A 20162-nucleotide genomic window follows, 5' to 3' on the forward strand; every position below is an offset into this window, starting at 1 on the left:
TAAAGGGGTAGGGACAGTGGGGAGACCCGAATAGTAGGGGTGTGGTTGCCGTCCGCTGTCGATCGGATATTAATTGAGAATAATAGTAGCAAAATGGCTTTATTGCCTGAATACTATCATTTTATGTAGAAATTATATTCTTGTCCGAGTAAATAAAGCTTGATTTTTCTTTGCCTAAGTACATGGTTGAATTAAGCATATAACAGTTGCCCTGTCAAGACTGGTGACGGTTGAGAGTGGTCGTGCCGTCAGCCAACAGCCCACAGTCAACAGCGAACAGCGAGTAGAATCAGATATATTTTCAACTCTGAGGAGAACTCCATGCAATTTCTCTCGCAATACCAAATCCACTCCACTCTCCACGAAGGTATCGAAACGATTATTTATCGAGGAAAAATCCCCACCCACCAGGATACAACCGTACTCAAAATCCTGAAAGCTGAATATCCTACACTCGATGCAATTACCCGGATCAAGCACGAGTATCGCATTCGCCAACATTTAGACCATCCGGGCCTAGTTAAAGTCATTAGCCTAGAAACCTTTGATAACCGTCTCGGCTTGCTTTTAGAAGACTTTAATGGCGAATCTATCGATCGCCTCATGTCCAGACAAAAGCTCGAAGTCATCACCTGTGTGAGGTTTGGCATCCAACTCATTAAAACCTTAGAATATCTACACCTTCAAAAAATTATTCACAAAGATATTAAGCCGAGCAATATCATCATCAACAGCAAAACAGGAATTATTAAACTGACAGATTTCGGGATTGCTTCACGATTGTCCAAAGAAACTCCCCCAATTAATAATCTTAACTCAATAGTCGGTACTTTTGCTTATATGTCTCCAGAACAAACCGGGAGAATGAACCGCACCCTCGACTACCGCACAGACTTTTATTCTGTCGGAATCACTTTATATGAAATGCTTACAGGTCAATTGCCATTTATGAGCAACGACCCTTTAGAAATAGTTTACAGTCACATAGCTTCTCAAGCAATTTTACCGCATCAAATTAATTCAGACATTCCACCCGCCATTTCACAAATTGTGATGAAATTAATGGCAAAAAATGCCGAATATAGATATCAAACAGCAGGCGGATTGTTAGCCGATTTAGAAATTTGTTTACATCAGTTAGAAACTACAGGCCAGATCGTCGATTTTACGCCCGGAAACTTAGATATATTGAGTCAGTTGTTGATCCCTCAAAAATTGTACGGTCGGGAAACACAAGTCAGCGAACTATTGGCAGCATTTGAACGTGTAGCTAATCCTTGCGAGGAAAATTCTTGGCCTTCCCAAATTGAACTGATCCTAGTGTCGGGTTATGCAGGTATAGGCAAATCTGCCGTAGTTAGCGAAATTCAAAAACCCATCACCAAACAGCGGGGTTATTTTATTTCAGGTAAATTTGACCAATTCAAGCGGAATATACCTTACGCATCTTTAATTCAAGCTTTTCAATCTTTGATCCAGCAGTTACTTGCCGAAAATAACAAAAAATTACAAGATTGGCAACATAAACTTTTAGCCGCACTAGGCGATGCCGGACAAGTAATTATTGACGTGATTCCCGAACTAGAATTGGTAATTGGCAAACAGCCTGCCGTTGCAGAACTTGCCTCCACAGAAGCACAAAACCGCTTTAACAGGCTATTCAAAGAATTTATCCACGTATTCGCGCAAAAAGAGCATCCATTAGTTATATTTATCGATGACTTGCAGTGGTCAGATTCAGCGACATTGAAATTAATGGAATTGCTAGCGACTGACCCAGATAGCAAATATTTACTATTTATTGGAGCCTATCGAGACCATGAAGTTAGCTCTACACATCCTTTAATGCAAACAGTAGAGTACCTTCAAAAAACGGGTATTATTATCAACAATTTAGTCTTGGAACCTCTTTCTTTAGCCCAGGTTACTGAGTTAATTTCTGAGACATTGAATGACTCAGAAAGGATTCAACCTTTAGCGGAGTTAATTTGGAATAAGACTGGTGGGAATCCTTTTTTCTTGACGCAATTGCTCAACACTCTTTATCAAGAAAAACTTTTGAGATTTGACTTTTCCCGGCTGCTGTCTCCCGGAAGAAGAGGGGAGTGGCAGTGGAACATTGAGGAGATTCACGCTATTGGCATCACAGATAAGAGTGTAGTTGAACTGGTAGCCAGTCGGATTCAACAATTGCCAGAGACTACACAACAAGTTTTGAAATTGGCTGCTTGTGTTGGGGACAAATTTACTTTAGATGTTCTCTCTACTGTGAACGCAAAATCTCCATCAGTCACGGCGACTGAACTTTGGGATGCTTTGCAAGCAGGGTTAATACTTCCTTTGAATGAGAGTTACCTCATTCCTTTATTTTTAGATGGAGAAGGAGGAGCTAATTTAACTTTCGATTCTTCCCGAATCAGCTATAAATTTTTGCACGATCGCGTCCAGCAAGCTGCATATTCGCTGATTCCTGATGATGAAAAGAAAGCCACTCATCTTAGCATCGGTAAATTGCTGTTGGAAAATACGCCCGCCGATAAAGTAGAAGAGAAAATTTTTGATATTATCAACCAGTTAAATGTAGGAATTGATTGTCTGATCCTGCAATCAGAAAAAGATGAATTAGCAGGATTAAATTTAATTGCTGGACATAAGGCAAAAGCAGCTAATGCTTACGAACCTGCTGTTAAGTATTTGAATGTGGGAATGTCGTTATTAGCACCTGATAGCTGGGACCGCAACTATAGCATGACGCTGCGCTTGTATGTAGAGACGCTAGAAGCGGAATATTTAAACACCAACTTTGAGCAAGCAGAAGTTTTGGCAGAAGTGGTTTTGCGAGCGGCTAAAAACCAGCTTGACATAGTGAAAGTGTATCAGCTCAAGATCCTATTTTATCAGGCTCAAAGCCAGATGCTAAAAGCTGTTGAAACAGGTCTAGAAGTGCTGGAAATGCTGGGACTCAACCTATTAGACAACGAAACCATTGCAGTGCCAAAATTGCCGCGAATTGAGGAATTAGAAAACCTGCCAGTTATGACAGATCCATATCTACTGGCAGCTATGGAAATCCTGACAGCCCTCTATCCTCCTGCTTATATTGCTAAACCTGAAATTGTGTCCTCCCTCGTCTTGACTATGGTCAATCTTTGTATCGATCGCGGTCATTCAGCATTAGCTACTTTTCCCTATACTCTTTATGGAATGATTCTGTGCGGCATCGAAGGCGACATCGAAGCTGGCTACTACGCTGGATTAATCGCTTTAAAGCTGCTAGAACAATTTAATGCTCGCCAACAGAAAGCTAAGGTTTATGTAATGTTTAATGGTCATATAAGAATCTGGAAAGAGTCTACTAAGAATACACTTGCTTCCTTTATAGAAGGAATGAAATTTGGTGTCGAAAGTGGAGATTTAGAATGGGCAATTTATAATTGTAAGCACTATATTACCAATTTATTTTTGGTGGGGGAAACGCTAGAATATGTCGAAGATAAACAAACCATTTATATGGAGTTTTTACTAAAAAATAAACACGAATTTGCCCTAGGTTATGCTCAAATTTGGCAAGTAACTGCTTCAAGCTTAAGAAGCAAAACAGCAGAGCAAGTACGGTTAGTTAGCGGCAGGTTAGATGAACCTGCTGTGATGTCCCGTTGGCAGAAAGAAAATAATAGAATGTCGCTGTTTGCAGCGTATGTTGGTAAATTGATCGTCCTTTATTTATTGAAAGATTATGCTGCGGCTGTTGCCCGCGGTAAATTAGCGGCAGAATATGCAGATGGGGCGATCGGCTTAATCACTGTTGGGGTACACAATTTCTACTATTCGCTGGCCCTCCTTGCTCACTATCCTGACAGTGACAATCAAGAAGCATACCTAGCTATTGTTAACTCTAATCAGCAAATTATGAAAAAGTGGGCCTACCATGCACCCATGAATTATCAGCACAAGTACGAGTTAGTTGAAGCTGAGAAAGCTCGACTTTTCAGCGATAAACTTGCAGCCATGGATTATTATGACTTAGCTATTAAAGGAGCGGCTGCTAACGGTTACATCCAAGAAGAAGCATTAGCTTATGAATTAGCTGGAGAGTTTTATCAATCTTTGGATAAAGAGATAATTGCTCGCTCTTATCTGACAAAAGCTTATTATGCCTACCTCCGCTGGGGAGCTATAGCAAAAGTTAAATACTTAGAATCCCGTTATCCTTATTTAGTCGATCGCCATCAAGACGCAAGATATAAAAATGTTGTCACCACTGCCAAAACTACTATCAACAATAGTTTGGTGCTGGATTTATCAACAGTTGTCAAAGCATCTCAAGCTGTTTCGAGCGAAATTATTCTCAGCCGCTTGCTAGAGAAGCTCGTACAGCTTGTAAAGGAAAACGCAGGCGCTCAAAAAGTATTATTTCTTGCCAAGACAGGTAATCAATTATTCATAGAAGCTGGACTTACAGGTCAGTTTAATGATGTAACCGTGTTACAATCTCTCCCGATTGCCGAATCCGAGAGCCTCCCCATTTCATTGATTAACTATGTAGAAAGAACCCAAAAATACTTGGTTTTAGATGATGCTACCCGATCCGAGCAATTCCAATTTGACCCTTATATTGTAGCCAATCAACCCCTATCTATCCTGGTATTGCCAATTATCCATCAAGGCAACCTTACGGGAATTTTTTACTTAGAAAATAATTTAACAAAAGGTGCTTTTACTAGCGACAGGGTAGAAATTTTGGGAATCCTGTCTGCACAAGCAGCTATTTCTCTAGAAAATGCTCGTTTTTATAATATTCTGGAAACGCGAGTAGCCCAAAGAACTGAGAATTTGCATACTGCACTGGAAGAACTTCGCCACACTCAAGTGCAGCTAATTCAAAGTGAAAAAATGTCCAGTTTAGGTCAAGTGGTCGGGGGAATTGCTCACGAAATTAATAACCCGATTAACTTTATTTATGGAAATTTATATTACACCAACGAATACGCTGAAAACTTACTAAGTCTACTACGTTTATACCAAAATAATTACCCAAATCCCGTGTCCGAAATAGTAAATGAAACAGAGCAAATAGATTTAGATTTTTTAATGAATGATTTTACTAAAATGATAGATTCAATGAGAGTGGGCGCTGCGAGGGTTCGCGATATTGTGCTGTCGCTGCGAAACTTTTCTCGGCTCGATGAATCTGATAAAAAATGGGTTAATATTCACGAAGGTATCGACAGCACATTGATGATTTTGGATCACAAATTCATTGATATTCAAGTGATCAAGGAGTACGACAATTTGCCTTTAGTTAACTGCTATCCGGGAGAAATTAATCAGGTATTTATGAATGTACTGACCAATGCGATTGATGCTTTTTGTCGCGAAGGTGGGAGTGAAGTTGACTCGAAACAGACTCCGACAATTCAGATTTGCACTGAAGTTGCGGAAGGAAATCAAGTAGCGATTCGCATTGTTGATAATGGTGTGGGGATGAATTCGGAGGTGCTGGGTAAAATATTCGATCCGTTTTTTACTACTAAAGAGGTAGGTAAGGGGAGTGGTTTGGGATTGTCTATCAGTTATCAAATTGTTGTAGAACAACATGGAGGAAAGTTAATTTGCAAGTCGGAACATGGACAGGGCAGCGAGTTTACTATACTGCTGCCGTATTGATGAATTAAAGCCATCGTGAAAGCAACTGTTTAATTACTTCCACAAAGCCGATCGCAATTTGGATCAACGGCCAACCCACAAAACAAATTAACACCGCCCAGCGAGTTTGAATATCCAAACCTTGGCGAACCGCCACAATTACAGCTAGCAAACTCCAGACAGCTAATATCCGCTCTATTCCTTCTCCCAGCAAGGGAATTAAGGTTAAAAAATTCAGCACTTGGGGCGCGTAAGCAAAGCCGATCGGAACCAACAACTCGCCATAAGTTACGTGTCCCGGCTTCAGCCACTCCCCGATTTTAAAGATAGTGAAAGTCCAAAAATAATAACCCCCTGCCACTGCCAAACCATCTATCCAAAGTGCTAAAAATAACACTGATAGCTCAGTTCGATTGATTAACAAGATGACGGCGCTGCCCAAAACGCGGGACAGCGCAGCTAAAATTACAATTGTTAAAGCTATGCGCTTAGTTCTGCCAGTGTAGGGAGTTTTTTCGTAAAAATTGCCGTTCAAAGAAAGTGCGTTCCAAAGCGTTGCGCCCAAACCTGCAATTGAATCTTCTCCCTTCACGTTGAACTCCTGCTCCTCAAGATAGTTGACAACTTTTACAAAATAAGCTCTAATACAGCAGAATCACCGAACAATTTCTAGGTAATTAAGTAATTAATTGGCATTCTACCAGATTTTATTAAATGCTAAGATTGATTTTACGGATACTTGCATGGCTGCGCGGGGGAAGTTTAAATTTGTTGATCATCGCAGGTGTAATCCTGATAATTTGGGGCATTCTTTCGCCGGTGGGGACTGTTATATGGTGGCTGAATCAAAGTGCCGAAACTTTGGGTATCAAGAAAAATCCGCCGGAGATATTGCCCTCTAATAAGGGCAATCTAGAAGCGCGCAAGTCTTCGCCACTCAATTGCTATATCATCTTTTTACCGGGAGTTGGCGATTTTTCGGGGGACGAATTAACCCCTGGCGAAGAGTTCTTTCTCAAGCGTTTAGTTACAACTCACCCGCAGTGCGTAGCAGTGGGCGATGTTTTTCCTTATTCAGCGTCTAACAAAAGTTTAGGAGGAGAGCGGTGGCTAGCTCCTTTTTGGCGGTTTGCAGAACAGGCACAAAAAGGGCCGATTGCGGGGAATATATTCATCAAAATTCGCAACCTTTGGAGGTTTGCAATTTCTCTAGATTATCGCTACGGCTTTGCATATAATCAGGGAATTGCTAATGCAATTATCGATCGCATGAATGCTCAATCTCCCATTTCCGTTAATTCTAAACAACCTTTGAAAGTTATTTTAATTGGCACTAGCGGCGGCGCACAAGTTGCTTTGGGTGCTACTCGCTATCTTAAAGAATGGCTGAAGGCAGAAATTACGGTTGTTTCGGTTGGGGGCGTGTTTTCTGGAGAAAATGGTTTTGCAGAAGCCGATCGCGTTTTCCATTTTCGTGGCACTCGCGATTCAATTGAGGATATTGGCGGCATAGTTTTTCCGAGTCGCTGGTACTGGTACGCAACTTCTCCTTTCAATCAAGCTCGTTTGCAAGGCCGCTATGCAGAAGCTTTGAGCGGCCCTCACAAGCACGACGGCGATGATGGATATTTTGGGGAAAATCTGGCGGCGGACGGTAAAAAGTATGTAGATATAACCCTGGACAAGATTAATCAATTGCCTGTTTGGTCTAAGGGCGCGTCCGATTGATGAGTTCTTGCATATTCAATGCCTGTACAATTATAATTAAGTTAGGAGGAAAGTTTTTAGTTTTAATTTATTCATAAATAGAGGAGTAGCGTTCATCATTAAAAACCAATTTTATTATAGTCAATAATAATAAAAATTTTCTGGGCAGTTGCTCAGAGGAACGCCAGGAATATACAAGTTAAATACACAACCGCTTAGTCATTAGTCATTAGTTATTAATTGTGTCATTGTTGGTTTTGCGTCGCTTGAAGCTTGGTATTGTTGCCTTCTTTGTCTCTACCGCAATTCCCGATGCCCGATGCCCAATTCCCTATTCCCAATTCCCTATTATCAATGTCTCGACCAACATTATATATTGCCATCACGAATCACGGATTCGGCCACGCTGTCCGAGTTGCGTCCGTAGCTGCAAAAATTCAAGAATTAAATCCAGATATCTTACTAATTATCACAACAACAGCACCTCGCTGGCTGCTAGAATGTTATATTGGTGGCGACTTTATCCACCGTCCCCGCGCTTTTGATGTGGGTGTCGTGCAAGCTGACAGTTTGAATATGGATAAAGACGCGACGCTGGAAAAATTGCGGGAAATTCGGAAAAAGCAAAATTCCCTAATTGCGAGCGAAGTTACTTTTATCAAGCAAAATCGGGTGGGTTTGGTGCTGGCAGACATTCCTCCTTTGGCAACGCGAATGGCGGCAGCGGCTGGCGTTCCTTGCTGGATGATGAGCAATTTTGGCTGGGATTTTATCTATCGAGATTGGGGCGGGGAATTTGTAGAAATGGCAGATTGGATTGGTGAATGTTTCGGAATGTGCGATCGGCTTTTTCGTCTTCCTTTGCACGAACCGATGGCAGCTTTCCCCAATATTCAAGATGTGGGCTTGACTGGCGGCAATCCTCGCTACAGTAACGAAAAAATTCGGGAAGTATTCGGCATCGAAACACCGCTGGAAAAAACTGTATTGTTGACTTTCGGCGGATTGGGTTTAGAGGAAATTCCTTATCAAAATTTACAGCAATTTAGCGACTGGAAATTTATTACTTTTGATGCGGGAGCTCCCGATTTGCCGAATTTGATTTATGTCAAAAATCAGGAGTTTGCACCATCTTTCCCGATTTTACCGCGTCCGGTCGATATTATGCCTGTCTGCGGCCGCTTAGTTTCTAAACCGGGATACAGCACTTTTGCGGAAGCTTTGCGCTTGGAAATACCTGTTGTTTCTATAATGAGAGAAGGTTTTGCAGAAGCTGCGGTGTTGCTGGAAGGGATTCAAAATTATGCGGAACATCAAATTTTGACGGCGACGGAGTTTTTTGAGGGCGATTGGGAGTTTTTGCGACAACCGCTGCATCCGCCGCGTTGGTCGGATAAATTGGATAAGAATGGTACGGAGGCGATCGCCCAAGCTGTTGTAGACTATTTTTCATAAGTGCAATTAGAAATCGCTCTTACACAAACAAAGTCTACCTCCGCCGACAGAAGACTTTTGCATCAGTCTCATCCAAAATCTAAAATCTAAAATCGAATGAATCACTATCAACAGATACTCAAGATTCAAACTACAGGGAAATCTCTGTGCAAAATCACTCCTAAGATAGAAGATGTGGTGGCGAATTCAGGTATTAAAACGGGACTTTGTAGTTTATTTTTGCGCCATACTTCTGCTAGTTTGGTGATTCAAGAAAATGCTGACCCGGATGTACTTAAGGATTTGGCTAACTTTTTGGCTAAACTGGTACCGGAGGGCGATCGCTACATTCACGATGCGGAAGGCCCAGACGATATGCCGGCGCACATTCGCACTGCGCTGACTCATACTTCTGAACAAATCCCGATCGATCGCGGCAGGTTGCTGTTAGGAACTTGGCAGGGAATTTACCTGTGGGAACACCGCCAGCGGGGTCACATTCGCGAATTAGTTGTTCACGTCAGCGGCACTTGATCGGAATTTGTACCTCGCTGATTTTAGTTGCTTCCGGCGTCATCGGGGAATTGTAAAAAAAGCGGCGCGGCGGCCCGACTATTTCGTATTCGGGATGTTCTTGAAGCCAATCTTTGAGTTTCTGGAGGTTATTTTCATAGCTTTCCCAAGTGTAGGCCCCGCGCACGCCGATGCTGACAACTGTCATCGGAGAAGTATCTGTGACTTCTACAGCGGAGTTAACGCTGCTGGGGGCGATATTTGGTGCGGGATAGAGGAACGAAACTTCTGCTTGGGGAACTGCATCGATTTGCCCGGAAGTTTCCGTGTAGCGCGCTTCTACTGGCGTTGTCATCGCTATTTGGTTGTTGCTGATGTGTTGAAATAAGGGATTGAAGGCAATGCCAGTTGCTTGTCGCAAATCGCCCGCGTGGGTGTAGGTGACAGCGCGGTAATGAGGATATTGTTTAACTTCTATGACCCCAATCTGTGCGGGTTCAGGGAATCCAGTAGGTAATACCATTTGAGATTTAAAAGTTTAGATTTTACATTGAATAATGGGGAAGACTTACTCCGCAAGGGTTTGGAACTTGCTTGCAGTTGCATTATTTTTGGCAACTGGTATAAATAGGCTGAGATTGTTTGCAGACAATCGTTCAGGTGGCACAATTAGTTTAGCAGTTATTTAAGGCGCTGCTAACTATCGATCGCCTAGAATTAGTTGAGAGATTATTAATTAACCTCGTAATAATACGGACGGCACTGAGTAACCAGAGAAACATTAATCTAGTTGTGCTTGAAAAATTAGCGTTTTTCCGGTGTTTGCTATTTGTGTCGGAAAATATTCCGCTGTTGGGCCCATCGAGCTGTGCGTTCTCAGTTATTGGGACGCTTATCGCGTTCAGTAACGCCTATCAATTATATCGCTTTCAGGGAATGACGTATGAAAAAGATTCTAGTGATTGAGGACGAGCAAGTAATTCGCGAGAATATTCTCAAACTCCTCAAAGCTGAAGGTTTCGACGCGAGGGGTGCAGAAAATGGAGCACAAGGTTTATATGCGGCAGTGTCAAATGTTCCCGACGTGATTATTTGCGACGTGATGATGCCAGAACTTGACGGGTATGGGGTGCTGATGGCCTTGCGATCTAATCCTGTTACTGCTACAGTACCTTTTGTTTTTCTCACCGGTAAAGCCGATCGCTCTGAAATGCGACAAGGTATGGAATTGGGAGCAGATGATTACCTGACTAAACCTTTTAGTAAAGCTGAACTGGTGGGCGCGGTATCGAGCCGTTTGAAAAAACAAGAAGCTGTCGCAGAACAGTACAATATTTTGCGATCGCAAAGCAGCGAATTTATCCAAAATACTGCCGACAAATTAGAGCAGATAAGAAGCCGTTTGTGCAACGCACTGGAACGAGAAGAATTCCAAGTTTACTATCAGCCGCAAGTCAATGTCCAGACAGGTAAGATTATGAGCGCAGAAGCTTTAGTGCGCTGGGTACATCCAGAAAAAGGGCTAATTTCGCCTGCCGAATTTATTCCCCATGCCGAAGAAACTGGCTTCATTGTAGAGTTAGGCGAGTGGGTTTTGCAGACAGCTTGCCAGCAAATGCAAGTTTGGCAAAATGCTGGTTTTCCGCTCCGAATAGCTGTGAATCTGTCGCCGCGCCAATTTCACCAACCGGATCTCAGCAGCAGAGTTGCCCAAATTTTAGCAGAAACTGGTTTGGAAGCGAGCAGTTTGGAATTAGAGCTGACAGAAAGTTTGATGGTAGAAGATGCCGAAAGTGCGATCGCGACTTTGCAACACTTGAAAAATTTGGGAGTTTGTATATCTCTTGACGATTTCGGAACTGGGTATTCTTCTTTAAGCTATCTGACGCAATACCCTTTCGATACTTTAAAAATAGACCGCTGTTTTATCAGCAATATCACCGATGGTTGCACAAATGCAGCGATTGTGAAAGCTATTATTGAAATGGCGCACAGTCTCTGTCTTGAGGTAATTGCCGAAGGAGTTGAAACAGAAACCGAAAAAGATTTTCTCTGGCGCTATAAATGCGATATAATGCAAGGATATTTGTTTAGTCCTCCTTTGGCTGCAGCGGATTTTGAACAGTTGTTGAGGGCAGGAAAATAGAATACCTATTAAGTCAATATTGAGCCGACAATTAAGTGCGATCGGGGTGAAATATGGTTTTAGAATCCAGCAGTAACGTTGACACACTCAAACCCAGCAATAAAAAAAATAAGGATGTTTACATAGCTGTTCAACTAGCTCTAGTGATAGTGTTGTTAGCTATTTTGTCCAAATTTTTTGTCATTGTCAACGCTGGAGAACGGGGCGTGGTGATGCAGTTTGGTAAAGTGCAAGAACAGGTACTCGGAGAAGGGATTCACCTAATATTCCCCACAGTTTATACTGTAAAAAAATTGACCGTCAGGGTACAAAAACAGGAAAGTTCCGCTGAAGCTTCCTCCAAAGATTTGCAAGATGTTTTTACAGATGTAGCGCTCAACTGGCATATTATTCCAGAAGAAGCAAATGCTATTTTTCAACAAATAGGTGACGAGAAAGAAGTCATTGCTCGCATTATAGATCCGGCGGTTGAAGAAGTATTAAAAGCAGTGATGGCAAAATACACGGCTGAAGAAATAATTACTAAACGGGGAGAAGTTAAAGCCGCAGTTGATGATTATTTGACCTTGAGGCTGGTTACATATCACATTGCCGTTGACGATATTTCTTTAGTACACGTTCACTTTTCGGAGCGGTTTAGCGAGGCGGTGGAGGCGAAACAAATTGCCGAACAGGAGGCAAAAACAGGGGAATTTTTAGCGCTGAAGGCAGTAAAACAGGCCGAGGCTAAGGTGAATTTAGCCAAGGGAGAAGCCGAAGTGCAAAGGTTGCTGCGGGACAATTTGACTCCGGAACTTTTGGAAAGGCAGGCTATAGAAAAATGGGATGGGAAATTGCCGCTGATTGTTGGTGATGGGGGTAAAAATTTATTGGACTTGAGGAAATTGGTTGAGAGATAATTATAATCCTGGACGCACAGGTGGGGAGAAACCGGGTGTTTTTACGACACAATACACGGCCTTTAGCTTCTTATGTCGGTAAAAAAACTCGTTTCTTGAGTATTGGTGCGTAAGTGCTCAATTAGCAATTACCAGCACCTTAAGTTAATATCTGTTCAAAAGCTTTAGTAATTGCAGTTTGAAAACGCTGTCGGTGCTTCAGTTTTAAAACTGGTTTAATTATTTCAAAACATACATTAGAACTTGGTTGGCTATCTATAATTTTAATCGCTCGTAGTGTAGATAGCTGCAATTCTTTTTTTACCATCAATTCAGGAATAGCGGCTGCACCTGTGCCACTTTCCACCACTGCTTTTACCATTTCACTGCTATTCAAAACTAAAGTTACATTCAATTCATTGGGATTAATGCCCCAACTTTGCAAAGCTTGTTCCAGCATTTGCTGAACTCCAGAACCAGCTTCTCGCATCACCCAATCCGTTTCCGCAATTTCCGCTAAACTCACATCTGCACGTTCAAACCAAGGGTGAGATTTGCCAACTACAATCAGCAAGCGTTCGCTGCCTACAACTTCTTCTTCCAGAGTGATCTTAAGCGAAGCTTTGATGTCTCCCGTCACTAAACCCAAATCAAATGTTCCCGTCGCCGTCCCTGCACAAATTTCTTCGGCATTTGCCAAAGTACAATTCACGCAAATACCAGGATATTTTTGTTTGAACTTGCTAAGTTTATCAGGCAACCAATAATTGCCAATGGTCAGACTGCAACCCAAGTTTAAATCGCCTCGTTGCAAGTCGTTCAACTCCCGCAAACCTCTCTCAGTCAAAGCAACTTGGTCGAGAATTTTCTGAGTTTCAACTTGCAGCAACTTCCCAGCATCTGTGATTTCGATGCGGCGGCCGATGCGGTGAAATAGTTTTACTCCGTATTGCGCCTCTAAGCTTTGGATTGTCGCGCTGACAGCGGGTTGGGTGATGTAAAGTTCCTCCGCTGCGCGGCTGAAGTGCAGGTGTTCCGCGACAGCTAGAAAAACTCGCAGTTGGTCAAGCGTCATTCCGGCCATGCTGAGTACCCTTTTACTAAATACAGTTATTTTTTGAGATTAAAATCTCTGGCGGCTAAACTTTGACTTGAACTTTTCGATCGAGTCTCTGGTACAGGTTGGAATTCCCCAAAAATCACGGTTGCCAGCCGGTATTTGAAGTTTACTTTTAAGGTCAAGGGTTTGAGCTTTTGACGACAGATAGGTCTGCTATTCCAACAGTTATTTTGCCGCGGCACTGCATCACTTGTATTTATTAATTCGATAAAAAACAACATTTGATTCTACCCCTCAAGAGCCTTAATGTGATACTTAAGCTTCTAACGCAGGGCCCCATGCTGAAGCAGCACCGACAAGTTTAAGCCGATCGCCAAAAGTCGATCGACAAAAAGAGAGAAGATAAATGACCAAGAAAACGCAAAAAAATCACAGTCCCCACGGCTTAAAGCCGGACTGCCTCTCCTTCGGGGAGGTTTTAGCTCAATCCTTTGCCGTCATTGCACCTACAACTATACCAGCATCTAATATAGGGTTAATTGTCGCTCTTTCGGGTAACGGGGCTTGGCTGAGCTTTCTCATCGGCTTGATAGGCCTAGTATTTGTCAGCATCAATATCAACCAATTTGCGAGTCGATCGGCTTCTGCAGGTTCTCTTTATTCTTATATTGTTAAAGGACTTGGCCCGACTGCCGGCGTAATTTGCGGCTGGAGTTTGGTACTCGCTTATCTATTTACTGCGATGGCCGTTTTGTGCGGTTTTGCCAACTTTACGGGTATTTTCATCGGTCATTTAGGCATCCATCCCTCACCGATTACGCTGTTATCGATCGGGGCTGGCGTTGCTTGGTATGCAGGTTACAAAGATATCCAGCTTTCAGCTATGGCGATGCTGTGGCTAGAGGGGGCATCAGTGGCGGCGATCGCACTTTTAGGAATTATCATCTGGGCGCACAAAGGTTTTGCATTAGATATGTCCCAACTGACTTTGGAAGGCGTAACTCCGGGGAACATAGCGACGGGGCTTGTCTTAGTAATGTTTGGTTTTTCTGGTTTTGAAAGTGCTACATCTCTGGGCGACGAAGCGAAAAAACCCTTAAAAAATATCCCCAGAGCTGTCATGGGCAGCGCTGTAATGGCAGGCTTATTCTTCATTTTGATGACCTATATTGAGGTTTTGGGTTTTAGCGGTACGGGAGTTTCTATTACTAATACTGAAGAACCTCTGAGTTTTCTAGCGCAACAAGTGGGCATGGGGTGGTTGGGAGAGTTAGTTGCTTTCGGCGCTTTATTTAGCTTTTTTGCTTGCGTGCTCGGCAGCATCAATCCCGCGGCGAGAGTGTTTTTTATGATGGCGCGACACGGTTTGTTTCACTCTTCATTAGGTGTAGCGCATTCATCTAATAAAACTCCCCACGTTGCAGTAACGATGTGTACATTTCTGACATTCTTGGTGCCGGCTGTGATGTCTATGTTTAACATCAAACTGTTCGATTGTATGGGTTATTTGGGGGCAATTTGCAGCTACGGATTTTTAACCGTGTACGTCTTAATTTCGATCGCAGCCCCGGTTTACCTGCACAAAATTGGTAAATTGCGTGTGCGGGATGTAGCGTTCTCGGCTGTGGCGATCGCATTTATGATGATTCCGATTGCGGGCAGCGTGGGCATTCCCGGCAGCACTATGTTCCCACCTCCAGAAGCTCCTTACGATGCCTTTCCTTACTTGTTCTTGATGTACTTGGTGGTTACTTGCGGATGGTTTTTCTGGCAGCGGCTGCGTTCTCCTGAACTGACGGGATCGATGCAGCAGGGTATTGACGCAATTCACGCCAAATTCGAGGAAGAAAATGCAATTTACGGTGGTGTTCGATTGAAAGCAGTTCCCTTTGACAGCGATCGTTTTTGATTAGCAGTTACCACTTCGCTGTTCGGAGAAAGAGTTTTTAAGCAACTGGGTTTTTACTGAGATACTGCAGCATTGTCGATCGGCATTTCAAGGGCGTTGCTCAAATCTACAGCCCACAATAAAATTTAATTTTTGTGGAACGGGCATCTTGCCCGTTCCGAAGATACGAACCCAGCAAGTACAACGAAATAAAAAATCGGAGGAGACACAGAAATGAATGAATTACTAACAGCAATTTCTACGGGTATGACAGCTTTTACGGCTACGAATCTAGACGATATTCTGATTCTGCTGCTGTTTTTCTCACAGGTGAATGCAGTATTTCGGCACAGGCATATCGTCTTCGGTCAGTTTCTGGGTTTTACTGCACTGGTTTTTGTTAGCCTTCCGGGCTTTTTTGGCCGCTTAATCTTTCCGCCAGATTGGATCGGAATGCTGGGTTTGCTGCCAATTGCGATCGGGCTTAGCCGCTTACTGAATTCCGAAACTGACGATTCGGAAGCTGAGGCAGAATTAGAGCAATCTGAGAAATCTTTTTTTAGCAGTTTTCTGTCTCCTCAAACTTACAGCGTAGCAGCGGTGACGGTGGCAAATGGGGGCGACAATATCGGCATATATGTGCCGCTTTTTGCTAGCAATACTTTAGAAAGTTTGGCGGTGGTTCTCACTGTATTCTTCGGGATGGTGGGCGTTTGGTGCTACGCTGCTTATCGGTTAATTCAGATGCGGGCGATCGCAGATACTTTGACTCGCTACGGCAATCAGCTTGTGCCTTTTGTTTTAATCGGATTGGGAATGGCGATTCTGGTTAAAAGCGGCACTCTGGCAAGCCCAACTTTAAGTATAATATCTTTAGTGGGTTGCGGTTTCTGTTTGATAACTATGAGCAGAAGTAACGCCAGGGAAACTGAAGTTTAGAAAAATTGAAGGGACAGCACATGAATTGGATTGCAGCAGCGATTCTTGCCGGGATTACATCTTTTGCCGCAACCAATATCGACGATATGGTGATTTCGATGCTGTTCTTCGCCCAGGTAAATGATACTTTCCGCCCCCGGCATATCTTTGTCGGTAAGTACCTCGGATTTGCAGCACTCATCGCTGCTAGTTTGCCCGGTTTTTTTGGCGGTTTAATTGTGCCGAAAGCTTGGATTGGCTTGCTGGGTTTGGTTCCGATCGCGATCGGCATTAGTCACTTAGTCAAGAGAGATAATGAGGAAAATGACGTACAAGCGGTATCGGGCGAATTTAACCGTCAATCTAACTCATCTGTGGTGTCAAAACTCGCCAATCTTTTCAACCCCCAAACTTTGAATGTGGCGGCGGTAACAGTGGCCAACGGGGGAGACAACATCGGCATCTATTTGCCACTGTTTGCTAGCAGCGATTTGCCGAGCTTGGTGGTGATTTTGGGGGTTTTCTCGGTGATGGTAGGTGTTTGGTCTTATGTCGCGTACCGGTTAACTCGCCAAAGGGCGATCGCTCATATTTTGACTCGCTATACCAAGGCTGTTGTCCCTTTTGTCTTGATTGGTTTGGGAATATTCATCCTGATTGAAAGTGGTAGTTATCGGCTGCTCCCGCCATTTCAATCTAACTAACGCTCAGCCAATTTTCCGCTACGTTCATCCCTCTCTAGATAGATAATTTGCCATAAGTCACAAGTCCTAACTCATCACTTTTTCCTTAAAAATTGTTTGCTTAAAAAATGCGCTAAATCGCTTGATTTTAATCAACAATTATGCTAAGTTAATAATGAAGTGAGTGACCCAGCTAAAAGCAGCTTCAAACTAATTTAGCCTCAAGTATTCACGCCACTTAAAACCATCTTTTAAGCTAGCCAATTGCCCGACTTAGGCAACAATACACCTATTGTCTCAAGAAATCCTGTAGTGGTGAATCAAACTGAGCTAAAAACTTGACGATGAATCGCTAAAAGCTCGCCCTATCGCTTCGCCACTACCCCACGCTGAGCGACTTGGACAATAGGTATAATGCAAAAAAAACAGATTTTTTGCTTCTGCAAAATTTGGTTTCTCAGGCAAACCCGTTAAATAGATATCGTTTTTGCCTAAGTCCTAAAATAGCAAGCAAACAGAAAGTTGGAAAAAACCTGACAATCGAGAAAAGGAGAAAAATTGTGAAAATCTTCAAATTTGTTTTAGTGCTCTTGGTAATGACCGCCAATTTAGTATTCGTTCCCCCATCATGGGCCGATGCTCCAAAAACGCCGAAATATGCCAGCAATCCCGATTACATAGAGGTGACTCAAGCTCTGAACACTCTCAGGACAGCGAAAGATGCACCCAATCTCGCCCAGACTTATACCCCTGAGCAACTTCAGCAAAAAATTGCTCAATTGGAGTTTCAAAAATACACTTTAGAAACTGGAAAACCTTGGGGTCAGTGCCGCAACGAAACAGGAAAAACCCTGGCCGTCTACGGCCCGAAAGCCAAAAAAGCTGCTTCTTCTACTTACGAGAATGGTCTTTATTTTCTAGCTGACGGCCAAACAACTGAACATAAATGGGATTGCGATGGAATTTATCTACCCAGCGATATCAAAGCAACTGATTTAAGAACGACAGATCAACCTTCAGAAGAATTGACGGGCGGTCTAGCTGTTAAGATAGTTGACGGAACTCAAGTTGTAGCGAGAGCTAATCCCGATACGGGGGCTGTAGAGTTTAACGTTCCTACTGCTAAAGTTTTCCAGCCGGGGGATGCGAATTGGTTTGTTCCTGATGTGACTCAGGCTTACATAGATACGCAAGTTCCCAACGCACCTACTGAGGAAAATGATTAGTTTTGGTGAAGTTGTAATGCACTCGGCTGTGTAAAGCCCGTTGCAACGCAAAATCCCGCCGGGTATCGCTCCCGGCGGATAATCATCCAAGCGAAAATATATCGGTTTACCTTCTTATTTCCCGTTAAAATTAAAAGGTTGATCTATGCTATTAAATTGGAAATCCACGAAAGTAAATACAGAAAAGATTAAGCGACCAAATCCGTCGCGGGTGCGGGATCACTTGGCCAACGAGCGCACTTATTTAGCATGGATGCGGACAGCAATATCGTTGATGGGTTTTGGCGTAGTTATCGTCCGCCTTCGCACCTTTCATCCCCCTCTACTCCCAACTCCCGGCAATGGCTGGAAGTTGGGTTTGCTTTTTTCAGCAGTGGGTTTGCTGACGGTGTTATTCTCAACTAAGCACTACTTTGGCGTCCGTCACGATATCGATTACGATACTTATGAACCTACCGATCGCTGGGTAATTCTTTTTAGCCTCGCGATCGCCATCCTAGGGGCTGGGGTAATTTATTATATGTTCACCGTTCCTTCTAGCTCATTTGGTTTGATGGCACCTGAATAATGGTGGCGGTTTAATATGAATATTAAAGAATTCGATCGCGTGCAATTATCGTTCAAACCGATGCAAGTAGATGATGAGAAACCACAGCAGCACAATCTGTCGCGGGCGATCGATCGATCGGCAAATGAACGCACCTTCTTAGCCTGGATGCGGGCAGCTATCGCACTCATGGGTTTTGGCGTCGTCATCATCCGACTTCGCGTCGTGCAAATGCCCGTACAGTACCGCCAGGCGATGGGGTGGAAGTTGGGTTTAATCTTCTCTCTAATAGGTTGGGTGACAGTCTTAATCTCAACTAAGCATTACTTCACCGTTCGCCACCAAATTGACCACGATACCTACAATCCCCCAGACGCAATGGTTTTATTGTTCAGTTTTGCTGTGGGCTTATTGGGAATTGGAGTAATTTATTCGATTTTGGCAGTCGCCCTCGCCCCAAGTAGTTCTGTCATACCCGATTGATTGTCAACAGGAGTTAATTATGAACAGCGATACAGTTGCCACGATCGCTTCCATTCTCATCTTAGGTGCTGCTATCTGGGCCACATTCGTAGTGATCGAGACTGTCGCGAAAATAGTCCCTAAATTGCTGGGCGTGACAGTCGCGATCGGGCTTTTGCTCGTTTACCTGCAATTTTACTGGGGCATAGATACTGCATATCTTTGGCAAACAGTCAAGCATTTGCCTGAAGCTTTCAATTTCTCGCTCTCAGTCTAAACAGACACCAGCCAGCATTCTCAACAACCTCTCCCTCATCGATATTTTTGTACCCGAAAGAAAGTAGATTGAGCCGAACGCCCCGCAAATACGGTAACTTTATCGACTTACTAGACATAACCGATTTAGGCTGTTAAACTACGGTAAGTCGATCGAGTAATGAGTTATTAACGTGGAAAACGCTAAAAAAGTCATTGAAGAGTACCAGCTTGCAGGACAACTGACCCAACAGTTGCCACAAGCTAAGGGCTTTAAGGAAGTCTGGTTTAAAAAAATCCGAGGCGGGCTGCTTCTGGCAATTGGATATTTGCTATCACCGCTGTGTTGGTGGAACGACATATTTTTCAATCTGCCAATTGCCTACGCCTTTGGGTATATCTGTAGTTGGCTTTCCGCAGATTTACTGTTTCCTTGCACAATAGTCGGCTACTGGCTTTCCAATATTGCGGGAATTCTATTGATGCAGCTAGGAACTTTAGATGTTTTTACAGACAAACCCAAGGAAAAAAACCTCAAAAAAGAGTTATTGACGGGTTTAGTATCATCAACCGCCTTCACTGTTGTCATTGTGGCATTGATTCATTTTAATGTTCTCGAAACTCCCGATTTCTTTGCCGACCAGCAGTCGGTTAACCTCAGCTCTGTTTTACCTGTGACGCTCGTCACTTCAAGGTAGAATGCCGAATATAAACCCCATAAATGAATCCAGGGTTTTTCATCAGTTACACAGGTACATATAAGAAAATCAGGGAGCTTTGATACTACAATTTATGTAGT

Annotated in this window: 17 protein-coding genes; 14 read left to right on the forward strand and 3 right to left on the reverse strand. The window is 43.2% G+C overall.

Going from position 1 to position 20162, the window contains the following annotated elements:
- Window positions 1-321 precede the first annotated feature (321 nt).
- Complete coding sequence (locus tag QUA42_RS15885; RefSeq protein ID WP_333138111.1) at window positions 322-5667, forward strand: AAA family ATPase; 5346 nt, start codon at window positions 322-324, stop codon at window positions 5665-5667.
- 4 nt (window positions 5668-5671) lie between these two features.
- Here QUA42_RS15885 and QUA42_RS15890 read toward each other — a convergent pair whose 3' ends face one another.
- Window positions 5672-6238 (reverse strand): hypothetical protein, encoded by a 567-nt coding sequence (locus QUA42_RS15890; protein ID WP_333138112.1) that lies wholly within the window; start codon window positions 6236-6238, stop codon window positions 5672-5674.
- Window positions 6239-6360: 122 nt separating this feature from the next.
- On the opposite strand from QUA42_RS15890, the gene QUA42_RS15895 reads away from it, so the two are divergent.
- From QUA42_RS15895 to QUA42_RS15905, 3 genes are all read left to right on the forward strand, one after another.
- On the forward strand, window positions 6361-7374 hold the full coding sequence (locus QUA42_RS15895) for a hypothetical protein (RefSeq protein ID WP_333138113.1): 1014 nt from the start codon (window positions 6361-6363) through the stop codon (window positions 7372-7374).
- Between the two features lie 333 nt (window positions 7375-7707).
- Window positions 7708-8808 carry a glycosyl transferase gene (locus QUA42_RS15900; protein WP_333138114.1) on the forward strand — a complete coding sequence of 367 codons (1101 nt, stop codon included), beginning with the start codon at window positions 7708-7710 and terminating at the stop codon, window positions 8806-8808.
- Between the two features lie 96 nt (window positions 8809-8904).
- Window positions 8905-9321, forward strand: a complete 417-nt coding sequence (locus tag QUA42_RS15905) for a secondary thiamine-phosphate synthase enzyme YjbQ (RefSeq protein WP_333062634.1) — start codon at window positions 8905-8907, stop codon at window positions 9319-9321.
- Here QUA42_RS15905 and QUA42_RS15910 read toward each other — a convergent pair.
- Window positions 9308-9823, reverse strand: coding sequence for a heme-binding protein (locus tag QUA42_RS15910; RefSeq protein WP_333037769.1), 516 nt, complete (start codon window positions 9821-9823; stop codon window positions 9308-9310). The genes QUA42_RS15905 and QUA42_RS15910 overlap by 14 nt on opposite strands.
- Window positions 9824-10243: 420 nt before the next feature.
- On the opposite strand from QUA42_RS15910, the gene QUA42_RS15915 reads away from it, so the two are divergent.
- Complete coding sequence (locus tag QUA42_RS15915) at window positions 10244-11446, forward strand: EAL domain-containing response regulator (protein ID WP_333138115.1); 1203 nt, start codon at window positions 10244-10246, stop codon at window positions 11444-11446.
- A 53-nt stretch (window positions 11447-11499) separates the two neighbouring features.
- Window positions 11500-12345, forward strand: coding sequence for a prohibitin family protein (locus tag QUA42_RS15920; RefSeq protein ID WP_333138116.1), 846 nt, complete (start codon window positions 11500-11502; stop codon window positions 12343-12345).
- Window positions 12346-12484: 139 nt separating this feature from the next.
- Here QUA42_RS15920 and QUA42_RS15925 read toward each other — a convergent pair whose 3' ends face one another.
- On the reverse strand, window positions 12485-13408 hold the full coding sequence (locus QUA42_RS15925) for a LysR family transcriptional regulator (protein WP_333138117.1): 924 nt from the start codon (window positions 13406-13408) through the stop codon (window positions 12485-12487).
- Window positions 13409-13790: 382 nt separating this feature from the next.
- On the opposite strand from QUA42_RS15925, the gene QUA42_RS15930 reads away from it, so the two are divergent.
- From QUA42_RS15930 to QUA42_RS15965, 8 genes are all read left to right on the forward strand, one after another.
- On the forward strand, window positions 13791-15293 hold the full coding sequence (locus QUA42_RS15930) for an APC family permease (protein WP_333138118.1): 1503 nt from the start codon (window positions 13791-13793) through the stop codon (window positions 15291-15293).
- Between the two features lie 213 nt (window positions 15294-15506).
- Window positions 15507-16211: a cadmium resistance transporter gene (locus QUA42_RS15935; protein WP_333138119.1), complete on the forward strand. Its 705-nt coding sequence runs from the start codon at window positions 15507-15509 to the stop codon at window positions 16209-16211.
- A gap of 20 nt (window positions 16212-16231) precedes the next feature.
- On the forward strand, window positions 16232-16894 hold the full coding sequence (locus tag QUA42_RS15940; protein WP_333138120.1) for a cadmium resistance transporter: 663 nt from the start codon (window positions 16232-16234) through the stop codon (window positions 16892-16894).
- Between the two features lie 539 nt (window positions 16895-17433).
- The gene (locus tag QUA42_RS15945) at window positions 17434-18099 is read left to right on the forward strand and encodes a hypothetical protein (protein WP_333138121.1); all 666 of its coding nucleotides are present in this window, start codon (window positions 17434-17436) and stop codon (window positions 18097-18099) included.
- Between the two features lie 145 nt (window positions 18100-18244).
- Entirely contained in the window at window positions 18245-18667 is a 423-nt protein-coding gene (locus tag QUA42_RS15950) for a DUF202 domain-containing protein (RefSeq protein WP_333068952.1), read from the forward strand.
- Window positions 18668-18682: 15 nt separating this feature from the next.
- Complete coding sequence (locus tag QUA42_RS15955) at window positions 18683-19129, forward strand: DUF202 domain-containing protein (protein WP_333138122.1); 447 nt, start codon at window positions 18683-18685, stop codon at window positions 19127-19129.
- Between the two features lie 19 nt (window positions 19130-19148).
- Window positions 19149-19385, forward strand: coding sequence for a hypothetical protein (locus tag QUA42_RS15960; protein WP_333138123.1), 237 nt, complete (start codon window positions 19149-19151; stop codon window positions 19383-19385).
- A 172-nt stretch (window positions 19386-19557) separates the two neighbouring features.
- A complete protein-coding gene (locus QUA42_RS15965; protein WP_333138124.1) occupies window positions 19558-20061 on the forward strand; it encodes a hypothetical protein in 504 nt (167 codons plus the stop codon).
- Window positions 20062-20162: the final 101 nt, after the last annotated feature.

This window comes from Microcoleus sp. Pol11C2 (genome assembly GCF_036701505.1).
Taxonomy (GTDB): domain Bacteria; phylum Cyanobacteriota; class Cyanobacteriia; order Cyanobacteriales; family Microcoleaceae; genus Microcoleus.